This window comes from Microbacterium sp. NPDC091382 (assembly GCF_044757025.1).
In the GTDB taxonomy this organism is placed as follows: Bacteria; Actinomycetota; Actinomycetes; order Actinomycetales; family Microbacteriaceae; genus Microbacterium.
The window spans coordinates 1298305-1311770 of sequence record NZ_JBIVUD010000001.1 but is presented as its reverse complement, the minus strand read 5'-3'; the positions used below and the strand labels follow the sequence as shown (position 1 = coordinate 1311770).

Sequence of the window (13466 nt, the reverse complement as noted above, 5' to 3'; positions counted from 1 at the left end):
CCCCGCACCTCGAGGTGCGGGGCTTCGTTCTGGCGGAAGCGACAGGATTTGAACCTGCGAGACGAGTTACCCCGCCTACATGGATTCCAGCCATGCTCCTTCGGCCGCTCGGACACGCTTCCAACGGGAGAGCCTACCACGCAGGCTCCCTCCGCCTCGCGCGTCGACTGCACCCGCGGCATCCGTCCCGCCGGGCTCAGTTGAGTGCGCGGGTGCTCTCGGGGATCACGCCGTCGCCGTACAGGTCGGCGGCGAGGTCCTGGTACGCGGTCAGGGCGACGCGCTGCGTGAGGGGGCCGTACGAGATGCGCGCGACGCCGAGCTGCTCGTACTCCGCCGCGCGGAGGGCGCCCGGCACGCCGATGACGCTCACTCGGCCGATGCCCTCCACCAGCCGAGCCGTCGTCTCGGCATCGAGCTGACCCGGGACGAAGACGACGTCGGCGCCGGCGTCGAGGAAGGCGCGGCCGCGGGCGATGGCGTCGGCGATCGATTCCTCGAACGGACGATCCCCGCCGCGGACGATCGCGTCGGTCCGGGCGTTGAGGGCGAACGGGACGCCCTCCGACTCGGCGGCGCGAACGGCTGCGGCGACCCTGGCAACCGCCTCGTCGAAGGGCCGGAGCCGGTCCTCCATGTTCGCGCCGGCGATGCCGGCGCCGATCGCGCGGCGGACGGTGTCGGCCGTGTCCGCGTAGCCGTCGTCGAGGTCCGCCGATACGGGGACGTCGCCGGCGGCGGCGACGATGCGCCCCACCATGTCGAGGGTCGTCTCGAGAGGTATGGTGCCGTCGTCGTATCCGAAGGATGCTGCGATGGAGTGCCCCGCCGTGGCAATTGCTCGCGTCTCGGGGAGCGCGAGCACCGCCTTGGCGGATACGACGTCCCACACGTTGACGACGCGCAGGATCTCGGGGGCGGCGTGGAGGTCGCGAAGGCGGCGAGCGCGGCCTTCGAGGGAGAGGGTGGTCATGCTCCCACCGTGCCACGGCGGCCCGGTGGAATGCACCACCGGGCCGCCGCGAGCAGTCGGACACGCCGACCGCTCAGCCCACGTCGCCTCTCCAGGCACCGGTTTCAGCGCCGCGGGATTCGATGAACTCCTTGAACTTCTGCAGGTCCTTCTTCACCGCGTGGTCATCGATGCCGATCGCGGCGCCGACGGTCTCGACGAAGCCCTCGGGCTTCCAGTCGAGCTGGACGGTGACCCGCGTCTCCGTGTCGCTGAGGCGGTGGAAGGTCACCACGCCGGCGTGATCCTCGTCGACGCTCTTCCAGGCCACGCGCTCGTCGGGATGCTGCTCGGTGATGTGCGCGGTGAACTCCCGCTCCACGCCGCCGATCTTCACGTTCCAGCGATTCGTCGTGTCGTCGATCTGCGTGATCGACTGCACGTAGCTGAGGAAATGGGGGAAGGACTCGAACTGGGTCCACTGGTTGTAGGCGGTCGACACGGGCACGCTGACGTCGACGGTCTCGATGATGCTGGCCACGGTTCTCCTCTCGTCGGAATGTGCCACCCATCTTCGAGCGGACCCGCCGTCATCATCAGGGGCTTGCGCCTCCCGCATGGGACCGATAGGTGCCGGGTAGGCTCGTGCGCGTCCTCGCCATCCCGATGCAAGGAGCCCATCGTGCGCACCTCTGCCCTGCCCTCCTCCGTCGCGGCGGTCGCGCTCAGCCTCGCCCTGGCCGGATGCACGGGGACGAGTGCACCCGCTCCCGACGTGTCCTCCGCCCCCGGCACACCCACCCCGACGACGACGACGCAGCCGCCTTCTCCGTCGGCCACGGACGCGTCCGCCGACACCCCACCTGAGTGCGAGACCCTCGACCTCACCGCGGGAACACTCGCCGGAAGCGATCTGGGCCCCTGCATCCAGGCCACCCTGATGCGCGACGACACCGGCACTCTGACCGTCGAGGGCGACGAGCTGGCCGGGACGGTCGTCTACCGCTACGACCCCGCGTTCGAGTTCCGCGGAGACCTCGAGACCGGGGGCGGCCCCGTCTCGATCAGCTTCGTCGGCGGAGTCATGATGCTCGACGAGGGCGATGGTCCTGTCGTCGCCGACGTCGGGGCGTCCGAGCCCGCATCGCGGGCCGCCGGCTCCACCGCCGAGGCGTACCGGGTCTTCGCCGACCCCGGCTTCATCGGCGACCTGGTCGGCGCCGGCGAGAGCTGGACGGTGTCGGATGCCCCGGAGGAGGTCGAGTCCGCGGACGGCGGCTCGGTCGAGGCCTACCGCATCCAGAGTCCGGCCGCGTACTCCTGGTACGACATCCCCATCGATTCCTACACGCTGTGGATGACGGCCGACGGGCTCCCCGTCGCCACCGAATCCACATCGGATCTCCTCGGCCGTACGGCGACCCTGACGCAGCGTCTCACGGGGTTCGGCGAGCCCGTGACGGTCACTCCGCTGTCGTAGGACAGCTCGCCGGGTCGAGCGGGACTCAGCGCGCCGCGAGAGAGGCGAGCGCGTCCCCGCTCATCCGCTGCGTCGTCCACTCCTCCAAGCCTTCGGCACCGATCGAGCGGTAGAAGCCGACTGCCGGGGCGTTCCAATCCAGCACCGTCCACTCGAGCCGCGGGTACCCGCGCTCGAGAGCGACGCCGGCGAGCGAGGCCAGCAGTGCGGTGCCGTAGCCACGGCCGCGATCGGACTCGTCGACGAAGAGGTCCTCCAGCCAGATGCCGTGGCGTCCGGTCCACGTCGAGAACGTGAGGAACCAGACCGCGATCGCTCGGATCCCGCCGTCGCGCTCGATGACGTGCGCGAACACCTTCGGGTCGTCGCCGAACAGCGCGGCAGTGAGATCGGCGATCGTCGTGCGGACGGCATCCGGCTCACGTTCGTAGACGGCGAGGGCATGGATGGCAGCGAGGATGCCGTCCTCGTCGCCGGGTGCCGCAGAGCGGAGCACGGCGCCGTCGGCGAGAGCGGGGGGAAGGGGCGTGGACGCGGCGGACATGGATCGAATGTAGCCGGATCGCGGCCGATCGCGGCGGCGCGCTAGTCTCGATCAACCGCCCTCGGAGCAAAGCAGGTTCACTCATGGCCAGACGCGGCGCCAATCAACCCAGCGTCGGTGGATACAACGAGGCCGTCGTGCTGGACCAGATCCGCCGATCGCACGGCTTCAGCCGCGTCGAGCTGGCAGGCGCCACCGGGCTGTCGGCGCAGACGGTCTCGAACATCGTGCAGCGACTGCTGGACGCCGGGATCGTGGAAGAGGCCGGGCGGACGAGTTCGGGACGCGGGAAGCCCCGGACCACGCTGCGCCTCGTCGGCAGCAGCCGATACGCCGTGGGGGTCCACCTCGATCCGGGCCTCATCACCGTGGTCCTGCTGTCGATCGACGGCGAGGTGATCGCACGGCACGCGCGCGCGACCCCCCTGGCGCAGGAACCCGCCGACACCGTCGAGGTCCTCACCCGGGACATCGAGACGACCCTCGCCGACTCCGGGATAGACCGCAGCCGGATCGTCGGCCTCGGAATCGCAGCCCCGGGGCCCATCGATGTCGAGCGCGGCATCGTCCTGGATCCGCCGAACCTCACCGGGTGGGACCGCGTACCCCTGCGCGACGCAGTCGCCGGCGCCACCGGCCTCCCCGTCCTCCTCGAGAAGGACGTGACCGCCGCAGCGGTGGCGGAGAAGTGGATCGCCGCCCCGGGCGGAGCGCAGAACTTCGCCTTCCTGTACATCGGCACCGGCCTCGGCGTAGGACTCGTCATCGGCGACGAGGTCGTCCGCGGCGGGTCCGGCAACGCCGGCGAGATCGGACACATCGTCGTCGATCCCGACGGTCTGCCCTGCGCATGCGGGATGCGCGGCTGCATCGCGGTGAGCTGCGCGCCTCTGCCCCTCATCGAGGAGGCCGAGCGGCGGGGAGTCATCGACGCCGAGCGCACGGGCGACGATCCGACCGAATTGGATGCCGCCCTTGCCCGCCTCGTGCGTCGCGCCGACGAGGGCGATGACGACGCGCAGGCGCTCGTCGCGCAGTGCGGTGAGCACATGGCACGAGCGCTCGCGGTCGTCTCGAACCTGCTGGACGTCGATCGGATCGTCATGGGCGGACCGCTGTGGAACCGGCTCGAGCACGCCCTCGCCGAGACGGTGCCGCCCCGACTCGAGGAGCTGCGCGCGGCGCGCGGCGTGCACCCCGTGACCGTCTCGGGGACGGCGCTCGGATCTGACGTGGGGGCCATCGGGGCGGCGTGTCTGATCCTCGACGAGGCGCTGACTCCCCGGCCGACCTCGCTGCTGGTGCCGACCGCCTGATGTCATTCGCGTCACGGTCGTCGGAGCACCTTGACTCCGCTATCTCCACTGGTTTGACTTACTGTGTCCGGACACGGAGTGCGGACGTCCTGGTTCGGAGCAAGGGGGCCCCGTGAGAGTTCGCATCGCCGTCACGTCCATCGCAGCCGCAGCAGCCGCCGTCCTCGTCCTGGGCGGTTGCTCCGCCGACGAAGGCGACACGGGCGACACGGTCACGGTCGTCTACTCCAAGACCAACTCGTTCACCGTCCTCGACGATCTCATGCAGACGGCGAAGAAGGAGTTCGAGGCATCCCATGAGGGGATCACCGTCGAACTGCAGCCGATCACCGCGACGGACGACGACTACAAGACCCGTCTCCAGCTCTCGCTGGCCTCGCCCGACACGGCGCCGGACGTCTTCTACGAGGACACCTTCAACGTCCGCAGCGACATCGAGGCGGGGTACCTCCTCAAGCTCGACGACAAGCTGGGCTCGTGGGACGACTGGAAGATGTTCGACGACGCGGGTCGCACCGCCGGCCAGGGCGAGGACGGCAGTACCTATGCGCTGCCACTGGGCACCGACACGCGCGTCATCTGGTACAACAAGGACGTCTTCGAGAAGGCCGGGATCAGCACGCCCTGGCAGCCCGAGAGCTGGGACGACATCCTCGCGGCGGCGGCTCAGATCAAGAGCAGCCAACCGGACGTCGTGCCCTTCAACATGTACGCGGGCACCGGTACCGGCGAGGGCACCGTGATGCAGAGCTTCTACGAACTGCTGTACGGGACGGGCGACGGCACCGGGCTGTACGACGACGACGCCGGCAAGTGGGTCGTCGGATCGCAGGGCTTCGTCGACTCGCTGAGCTTCCTCGAAAAGCTCTACGACGAGGGGTACGCCGTCAGCCCCGACAAGGCGCTCGACCCCAACGTGTGGCAGGCGGTCTTCGGTGAATGGTTCCCGAAGGGCACCCTCGGCGCCACGGTCGAAGGCTCGTACACCCCGTCGTTCTGGGCGGAGGGCGGCGACTTCGCCTGGCCCGAGTACGCCGACACGATGGGCGTGGCGCTCTTCCCGACGCAGGACGGCCAGGAGCCCGGCGGCGTCAGCATGTCCGGCGGATGGACCCTCGCCGCCTCCGCGCAGACCGATGTCCCCGATCTCGCTTTCGAGTTCATGACCACCGTCGTCAACAAGAAGAACGCGCTCTGGTACGCCATCAACAACGCGCAGATCGCGGTCCGCACGGACGTCGCTCAGGAGCAGACCTACCTCGAGGCCAATCCCTTCGTCGAGGCGGTGACGGATGCCGTCTCGGTCACACACTTCCGCCCCGCCAAGAGCGACTACCCCCAGGTGTCGGTCGCCGCGCAGGAGGCGACCGAGGCCGTGATCACCGGGCAGAAGTCGCCCGCTGAAGCGGCGGCCGCGTACGACGACGCCGTCCGCGAGATCGTCGGTGACGACGGGGTCGTCACCGGGTGACCGCATGACCACGACCCTCGCGCGGAGTTCGGAACGGGCCGCATCGGAGCCACGACGCGCCCGCACGCGGGTGGGCACGCGCGTCACTCCCGTGCGGGCGCTGCCGATGCTGCCCGCGATCGGGCTGCTGCTCGTGTTCCTCGCCGGCCCCATCGCGTGGGCGGTCGGCGGCTCGCTGACCGATCGAGCCCTCACCGGCGTGAGTGCGGCGAAGCCCGAGTTCGTCGGGCTGGAGAACTTCGAGAGACTTTTCGCCGATCCCGTCCTGCCGCTCTCCGTGCTGCTGACGGTGCTCTTCGTGGTGGGGTCGGCGATCATCGGACAGAACGTGCTCGGCCTCGTGCTCGCGGTGCTCTTCCGGGCCGGGAGCCGCGCAGTGGCGGGCACCGTCGGGGTCGTCGTCGTCACCGCATGGGTGCTCCCCGAGATCGTGGCGGCGTTCGTCGGCTACGCCTTCCTGTCGGCCGACGGAACGCTCAACGGCGCCTTGGCGCTGCTCGGCGTGGACGGCCCGAACTGGCTGTACAGCCTGCCGATGGTCGCGATCGTCCTCGCGAACACCTGGCGGGGCACGGCGTTCTCGATGCTGATCTATCGCGCCGCCCTCGACGACGTGCCGCCGGAGATCACCGAATCGGCGATGATCGACGGCGCGGGCGCGTGGCATCGCCTGCGATTCATCACCCTGCCCATGATCTCGGGAACCATCTTCACCAACCTGCTGCTGACCACGTTGCAGACCCTGTCGGTCTTCACTCTCATCTGGGTGATGACCAAAGGCGGGCCGGGCGAGCTGTCCACCACGCTCCCGGTGTTCGCCTATTCGCAGGCGTTCTCGTTCGGCGACATCGGCTACGGGAACGCGATCGCCATCGTCATGCTGGCTCTCGGCGCGGTGTTCTCGCTCGCGTACGTCGTGTCGCTCCGCCGCCGCGGGGGCGTCTCATGACCGTCGCGTCGACGCGGAGTCGGTCCCGCCGCGGCCTCAGCGTCGCCTCGCCGCAGCGGCGCGCGACGCGCTTCTGGGCGAACGTCGTCCTCATCGTGATCGGGCTGATCTTCGCCGCGCCGCTCGCCTGGGTCGTTCTCGCCGCCATCGACTCCGCCGCGACCTATCAGGTCGCGTGGCCGACCGAGCCGACGCTCGACAACTTCGCCGACGTCCTCACGCCCGAGCTGACCCTGCGCCCGCTCCTGAACAGCCTCCTGCTGTCGACCGGTGCGGCCGCGGTGACGGTCGTGGCATCCGTTCTCGCCGCCTACCCGCTCTCGCGGTGCCGGTCCCGCTTCAACGCCCCCTTCCTCTACTCCGTCCTGTTCGCGAGTTGCCTGCCCATCACGGCGATCATGGTGCCGGTCTACAGCCTGTTCGTGCAGATGCGACTCATCAACCAGCCGTGGGCGGTCGCCCTGTTCCTTGCGGCGAGCGCGCTGCCGATGGCGCTGTGGATGACCAAGAACTTCATGGACTCTGTCCCCGTCAGCCTCGAAGAGGCCGCCTGGGTGGACGGGGCGAGCGCGATGCGCGCGCTGCTCGCCGTCGTCGTCCCGCTCATGCGCCCGGCGCTCAGCGTCGTCTTCGTCTTCGTCTTCCTACAGGCGTGGGGCAACTTCTTCGTGCCGTTCGTACTCCTGCTGACCCCCGACTGGCAACCCGCCGCGGTCTCGATCTACTCGTTCTTCGGTCAGTACGGCACCGTCGCCTACGGACGCCTGGCCGCATACTCGCTGCTCTATTCGATCCCGGTCCTCGGTCTCTACCTCATCGTCACCCGCGGTCTCGGGGGCTCCTTCGCCCTGTCCGGTGCCGTCAAAGGCTGACCCGCGCAGCCTCCCCTCCCCCGCCGAACCTCTCCCGAAAGACGTTCCCATGCATCGCAACGACCGACTCGCACTCCAGCGGATCGACCGACTCGCCGGCGACCGTCTGCGTCCCGCCCTGTACCGCGAGACCGCGCCCCTGCAGATCACCGGGTGGGAGGTACCCGGCGAGCCGGTCCCCTTCGCCGAGGCGATCGCGCAGAGCTATACGCCCGCGCCTGTGGGGACGGCGTGGGGACGGCCGTGGGGCACGGTCTGGTTCCACGTCACCGGCAGCGTTCCGACATCCTGGCGGGACGGCTCCGCGACCCGTCCCGAGATCGTGGTCGACCTCGGGTTCGACGGCTCCGGACCCGGGTTCCAGGCCGAGGCCCTCGTCTTCCGCCCCGACGGGTCGATCGTCAAGGCGATCGAACCCCGGAACGCGGCCGTCCCGATCGACGGCGACGAGATCGACATCTGGATCGAGGCGGCCGGAAACCCGAGCGTCGCCGGCACGTTCACCTTCGCCGCGACTCCCCTCGGCGACCGGGCGACCGCCGGCGACGAGCCGATCTACCGGCTCCGGCGGCTCGAACTGGGGCTCCTCGACGAGACCGTCTGGGAACTGCAACAGGACATCTGGACGCTGCGCGGGCTCGTCGATCACCTCGAACCGGATCGCACGCGTCATGCGCGCGTGCTCGCCGCCCTCGGCCGCGCCGTCGACGCGGTGGACCCCGACGACGTCGCCGGCACCGCCGCGGCGGGACGGGCCGAGCTGCGCGAAGTGCTGGGAGCCCCGGCATCCGTCTCGTCGCATCAGGTGACGGCCGTCGGACACGCCCACATCGACTCCGCGTGGCTCTGGCCCATTCGCGAGACGGTCCGCAAGGTCGCACGCACGTTCTCGAACGTCCTCGACCTGATGCGCACCGAGGACGACTTCGTCTTCGCCGCGTCGTCGGCCCAGCAGTACGCCTGGATAAAGGAGCACTACCCCGAGCTGTTCGCACGGATGAAGGATGCCGTCGCGGCCGGACGCTTCGCCCCGGTCGGCGGAATGTGGGTCGAATCCGACACGAACATGCCGGGCTCCGAAGCCCTCGCGCGCCAGTTCGTGGAGGGCAAGCGGTTCTTCCTCGAGGAGTTCGGCGTGGAGCCGCTGGAGGTGTGGCTCCCGGACTCGTTCGGCTACTCCGCCGCGCTCCCACAGATCATCACCGCCGCAGGCTCGCGCTGGTTCCTCACGCAGAAGATCTCGTGGAACGAGACCAACCGTATGCCGCACCACACCTTCCTGTGGGAGGGCATCGACGGCACCCGTGTCTTCACGCACTTCCCGCCCGTCGACACGTACAACTCCGAGCTGTCGGGGGCCGAGCTCGCGCTGACCGAGCGTCAGTTCGCCGAGAAGGCGGATGCCTCGCACTCCCTCGTCCCGTTCGGCTGGGGCGACGGGGGCGGCGGACCGACGCGGGAGATGATCGCAGCGGCGCGGCGCACCGCCGACCTGGAGGGCTCACCGCGCGTGCGTCTCGGGTCGCCGTCTCAGTTCTTCAGCGACGCCGAGGCGGAATACGTCGATCCGCCGGTCTGGTCGGGCGAGCTCTACCTCGAGTACCACCGGGGGACCTACAGCGCGCAGGCCCGCACGAAGCGCGGCAACCGCCGCAGCGAGCACCTCCTGCGCGCCGCCGAGCTCTGGGCAACCCTCGACACCGTCCGCACGGGAGCCGCATATCCGGCCGAACGACTGCGATCACTGTGGCAGACGGTCCTCTTGCACCAGTTCCACGACATCCTCCCCGGCACCTCGATCGCCTGGGTCCACCAGGAGGCCGAGGCGACGTACGCGCGCGTGGCCGCCGAGCTGCAGGAGATCATCGACACCGCGATGCGCTCGCTCGCCGGTGAGGGCGAGCGAGCCCTGACGGTGAACGCCGCGCCGATCGGGCTGGCCGGCGTACCGGCGCTCGGCATGGCGGACGCAGCATCCGTCCTCCCGGTCACGCCGGAAAGAGACGGCGACGGATGGACGTTCCGTCACGAGCGGTTCCACTGGGCGATCGACTCCCGCGGCCTGATCGTGGGCGCCGTCGACCTCGCCACGGGTCGGGAACTCGTCGACGCGGCGTTCCCCGCCGGCGCTCTGCAGCTGTTCCGCGACACGCCCCGCGAGTGGGACGCCTGGAACATCGACGCGGAGGACGGCGCCCTCGGGACGACGCTCACCGACGTCATCGAGATCGCCCCGGGCGGCGCCGATCTCGTGGTGCACCGCCGCTTCGGCGCGTCGCAGCTCGAGCAGCGCTACCGCGTCGACCCGTTCTCAGGGGCTCTCGAGGTCACCCTCCGCCTCGACTGGCACGAGCGCCAGAAGATGCTGAAGATCGCCTTCCCCCTGCGGGTGCGGGCCGAGCGAACCGAGTCCGAGATCCAGTTCGGTCATGTCTCCCGCCCGGTCCACGCGAACACGACGTGGGATGCCGCGAAGTTCGAGACCGTCGCACATCGGTGGATCCGCGTCGTCGAAGGTGACTACGGGGTCGCCGTCGCCAACGACTCGTCCTACGGCCACGACGTGCAGCGCGCGCCCGGCCCGGACGGCGGCGCGCGCACCGTCGCCCGCGTGACGCTCGTCCGGGCTCCGCTGTTCCCCGATCCCGAGGCCGACCAGGGCGCGCACGAGTTCCGGGTCTCGCTCCTGCCCTCCGCGACGGTCGCCGCCGCGATCGGCGAGGGGCTGCGACTCAACCTGCCGCCCGTCTCGCTGCGGGGGGCGCGGGAGGTGGCCCCGGTGCTGACGGTGGACGATCCGGGCGTGATCGTCGAGGCGGTCAAGCTGGCGGACGACGGCTCCGGCGACGTCATCGTCCGGCTGTACGAGGCGCTGGGATCAGCCCGCACGGCCCAGCTGGCGGCGGGGTTCGCCGTTCGGGCGGTCACGCAGACCGATCTGCTGGAGCGCGAGATCGAGTCGACGGCGCTCCGCAGGTCGACGGATACGATCCGCCTCGAACTGTCGCCGTTCCAGCTCGTCACCCTGCGCCTGACGCGCTGACCCGCGTCACTCCAGCCCGCGGACCGGGACCCCGAGCCACTCGCCGAGGTCCCGGATCTCGGCGTGGATCATCTCGCGCTCGTCGTCGTCGATCGGCGCCAGCTCGTGGACCGCGGCCACGACGAGGGTCTCCTTCTTCTTGTCGAGAGCCGCGTCGAGCAGCGCGACGAATCGGTCGCCGACGAGGATCGGGTGCGCGAAGTAGCCGTAGACCCGCTGATGCTTCGGCTTGAACTGCTCGAGGACGAAGGTGAAGTCGAACAGCTCGGTCAGCCGCGGCCGATCGAACAGCATCCGGTCGTACGGGTTGAGGATCGCCGCGCGGCCACCGGGGTCGTCGTCCAGGGCCGCGACGGCTTCGGGGTCGACGCGCCAGCGCCACGAGCTCCCCTCGACCGCCGCCTCGTCACCGGCGGTGCCCACGCCCGACCACGGGGACTTCTGCCGTGCGATCCCGAGCGCCTGCAGACGCCGCGCCGCCAACGACTCCTCCGCGTCGGCCGGGCTCATCGCGGCATCCGTCTTCTTGTAGACGCGGTCCGGCAGGTCCCACACCCGCTGCCGTCCGATGCGCCCGCTGATCGCGACGTCGCCGAGGTACGACATCAGCTCGAGCATGCGCGGCACCTGGTTCGCGCCGTACCAGCCGCTCTCGTTCTTCGCCTGGACCGCGCTCGTGTCGGGGATCTCCGAGGCCGGCAGCGGGCCGTCCTGCTCGAGGCGCCGCAGGATCTCCGCGCGGAAGACGGCGTTCGCCTCGAGGTACGTCGCCGTCGAGGCGCTCAGCCGACGATTCGGCATGAGGGCGCGGAGGGCCGGAAGGAGGGATGCCGGGCGGAAGTGCCCGTCGTATTCGAACAGCAACCGGTCGACCTCGACGGCTTTCGAGAGCTGCCCGGGCTCGTACGCCCACCCGATCCGCGACCAGCAGATCGACTGCTCGCTGGGGGCGATGACGGCAGTGGGGTCGATCTTGATGGCGGCGATCTGCTCGGCCACCTCGACGACGTCGCCGGGCCGGTCGGCGTCGAGCAGCTGCGCGCGCACCGCGATGCGGCGGGCCTCGTCCCTGGTGAGCCGGTGCATGGCACGAGGCTAGCGGGGACGACCGACGCCGGTCAGCCCGTCGGCTGCAGCGATGCGTCGACCGTCCGACGCTCGTCGAAGACGAAGCAGTCGCCGTCGAACCCGGTGCCGCCGACGTGTTCGAAGTAGCCGAGGATGCCGCCCTCGAGCTGGCGCGCGTCGATCCCGTCCTCGCGCAGGACGAGCGCCGCCTTCTCGCACCGGATGCCGCCCGTGCAGAAGCTGACGACGGTCTTGCCGACGAGCTCGTCGCGGTGCGCCGCCGCGGCCTGGGGGAACTCGGTGAACTTCTCGATCCGCCAGTCGAGGGCGCCCGAGAACGTGCCGTGGTCGACTTCGAACGCGTTGCGGGTGTCGAGCAGGACGACCTCGCGCCCGTCGTCGTCGAGACCGGTCTCGAGCCACCGGTGCAGCGTCGTCGGGTCGACGGCGGGAGCCCGGCCGGTATCAGGGCGGATCGCGGGACGGTCCATCCGGATGATCTCGCGCTTGTGCTTGACGAGCATCTTGCGGAACGGCTGCTCGTCGGACCAGCTCTCCTTGGTCGTCAGCGCCGCGAAGCGATCCTCTGCGCGGAGCTCGTCGACGAAGCCGCGGACGTCGCCGGCCGGCCCCGCCAGGAAGAGGTTGATCCCCTCCTCCGCGACGAGGATCGTGCCGCGGAGTCCGCGCCCGTCGGCCCGCTCCTGCAGCACGGGACGCAGTGACGCGGGGTCGGCGATGCGTGTGAAGAGGTAGGCCGAGATGTTCAGGACGGATGCCACCCCACCAGCGTAGAGGGAGGCGGCATCCGTCCTGCGAGCGTCAGCCCGCGAACGGAGCGGACGCGGCGTCGAGCGCGGCGACCTCGTCGGCCGTGAGCTCGAGCGTCGCCCCCGCGATCAGGCTGTCGACCTGGTCGACGCGCGACGCCGAGGCGATCGGGACGGCGCCCTTCGCGCGAAGCCAGCCGAGGGCAGCGGATGCCGGTGAGACGCCGTGCGCGGCGGCGACGTCGGCGAGCGCGTCGAGGACCGCGAGACCGTCGGGCGTCGCGTACTTCGCGGCCGCGCCGGCCCGGGGCGAGGACTGCCCGGCGGTGTCGGTGGAGCGGTACTTGCCGGTGAGGAAGCCGCTCGCGAGGGCGAAGTAGGGCACGACCGTCAGCCCGAGCTCCTGCGCGGTGGGGACCACGTCGCGCTCGACGGCGCGGTCGACGAGGTTGTAGGCGGGCTGGATCGCAATCGGCTCGGCGACGTTCTTCTCGCGAGCGATGCGGATCCATTCCCGGGTGTTCTCGGCCGAGAAGTTCGAGATCGCCGGGTAGCGGATGAGCCCGTCGGCGACGAGGGCGCCGAACGCCTCGACGGTCTCCTCCAGCGGGGTGTCCTCGTCCTCGGCGTGCGCGTAGTAGACGTCGATCGTCTCGACGCCGAGTCGCTGCAGCGACGCCTCGGCGCCGGCACGGACGTTGTCCGCGGACAGACCGGGGAACTCGGGGTGCTTCGACACCTTCGTCGCGACGACCACGCCCTCGGGCTTACGCGAGGCGATCCACTCGCCGATGATCGACTCGCTCTCGCCGCCGGAGTGGCCGGGGACCCAGGCACTGTAGACGTCGGCTGTGTCGATGAAATCGCCGCCGGCCCCGACGAACGCGTCGAGGACGGCGAACGAGGTGTCGCGATCGGCCGTCCATCCGAAAACGTTGCCGCCGAGCGAGAGGGGGAACACATCCAGGTTGCTGGTACCGAGAACAGTCATGATCTCGATC

General features: G+C 70.1%; 12 protein-coding genes and 1 tRNA gene. 6 read left to right on the top strand and 7 right to left on the bottom strand.

The window, feature by feature from the left end; all coding sequences use genetic code 11:
- Window positions 1-30: 30 nt before the first annotated feature.
- From ACIQLK_RS06335 to ACIQLK_RS06325, 3 genes are all read right to left on the bottom strand, one after another.
- Window positions 31-122, bottom strand: a tRNA-Ser gene (locus ACIQLK_RS06335).
- A gap of 74 nt (window positions 123-196) precedes the next feature.
- Complete coding sequence (locus tag ACIQLK_RS06330; protein WP_400363521.1) at window positions 197-973, bottom strand: isocitrate lyase/phosphoenolpyruvate mutase family protein; 777 nt, start codon at window positions 971-973, stop codon at window positions 197-199.
- Between the two features lie 73 nt (window positions 974-1046).
- Complete coding sequence (locus tag ACIQLK_RS06325) at window positions 1047-1493, bottom strand: SRPBCC family protein (RefSeq protein ID WP_400363519.1); 447 nt, start codon at window positions 1491-1493, stop codon at window positions 1047-1049.
- 141 nt (window positions 1494-1634) lie between these two features.
- Between ACIQLK_RS06325 and ACIQLK_RS06320 the strand changes: the two genes are divergently transcribed.
- A complete protein-coding gene (locus ACIQLK_RS06320; RefSeq protein ID WP_400363517.1) occupies window positions 1635-2432 on the top strand; it encodes a hypothetical protein in 798 nt (265 codons plus the stop codon).
- Window positions 2433-2457: 25 nt separating this feature from the next.
- Here the strand turns inward: ACIQLK_RS06320 and ACIQLK_RS06315 are convergent, their stop codons facing one another.
- Window positions 2458-2976: a GNAT family N-acetyltransferase gene (locus tag ACIQLK_RS06315; RefSeq protein WP_400363515.1), complete on the bottom strand. Its 519-nt coding sequence runs from the start codon at window positions 2974-2976 to the stop codon at window positions 2458-2460.
- An 83-nt stretch (window positions 2977-3059) separates the two neighbouring features.
- Here ACIQLK_RS06315 and ACIQLK_RS06310 point away from each other — a divergent pair, with 83 nt between their 5' ends.
- The 5 genes from ACIQLK_RS06310 to ACIQLK_RS06290 all read left to right on the top strand — a co-directional run bounded on the left by ACIQLK_RS06310 (window position 3060) and on the right by ACIQLK_RS06290 (window position 10627).
- Window positions 3060-4292, top strand: a complete 1233-nt coding sequence (locus tag ACIQLK_RS06310) for an ROK family transcriptional regulator (protein WP_400363513.1) — start codon at window positions 3060-3062, stop codon at window positions 4290-4292.
- Window positions 4293-4404: 112 nt separating this feature from the next.
- Window positions 4405-5763, top strand: coding sequence for an extracellular solute-binding protein (locus ACIQLK_RS06305; protein ID WP_400363511.1), 1359 nt, complete (start codon window positions 4405-4407; stop codon window positions 5761-5763).
- A gap of 4 nt (window positions 5764-5767) precedes the next feature.
- On the top strand, window positions 5768-6712 hold the full coding sequence (locus ACIQLK_RS06300; RefSeq protein WP_400363510.1) for a carbohydrate ABC transporter permease: 945 nt from the start codon (window positions 5768-5770) through the stop codon (window positions 6710-6712).
- Window positions 6709-7584, top strand: a complete 876-nt coding sequence (locus ACIQLK_RS06295; RefSeq protein ID WP_400363508.1) for a carbohydrate ABC transporter permease — start codon at window positions 6709-6711, stop codon at window positions 7582-7584. The genes ACIQLK_RS06300 and ACIQLK_RS06295 overlap by 4 nt, the downstream gene beginning before the upstream one ends.
- A gap of 49 nt (window positions 7585-7633) precedes the next feature.
- Complete coding sequence (locus ACIQLK_RS06290) at window positions 7634-10627, top strand: alpha-mannosidase (RefSeq protein ID WP_400363507.1); 2994 nt, start codon at window positions 7634-7636, stop codon at window positions 10625-10627.
- Window positions 10628-10633: 6 nt separating this feature from the next.
- Here the strand turns inward: ACIQLK_RS06290 and ACIQLK_RS06285 are convergent, their stop codons facing one another.
- The 3 genes from ACIQLK_RS06285 to ACIQLK_RS06275 are packed head-to-tail and all read right to left on the bottom strand — an operon-like array spanning window position 10634 to window position 13456.
- Window positions 10634-11713 (bottom strand): DNA glycosylase AlkZ-like family protein, encoded by a 1080-nt coding sequence (locus ACIQLK_RS06285; RefSeq protein WP_400363506.1) that lies wholly within the window; start codon window positions 11711-11713, stop codon window positions 10634-10636.
- A gap of 32 nt (window positions 11714-11745) precedes the next feature.
- On the bottom strand, window positions 11746-12477 hold the full coding sequence (locus ACIQLK_RS06280) for a sulfurtransferase (protein WP_400363504.1): 732 nt from the start codon (window positions 12475-12477) through the stop codon (window positions 11746-11748).
- 40 nt (window positions 12478-12517) lie between these two features.
- Window positions 12518-13456, bottom strand: coding sequence for an aldo/keto reductase (locus ACIQLK_RS06275; protein ID WP_400363503.1), 939 nt, complete (start codon window positions 13454-13456; stop codon window positions 12518-12520).
- Window positions 13457-13466: the final 10 nt, after the last annotated feature.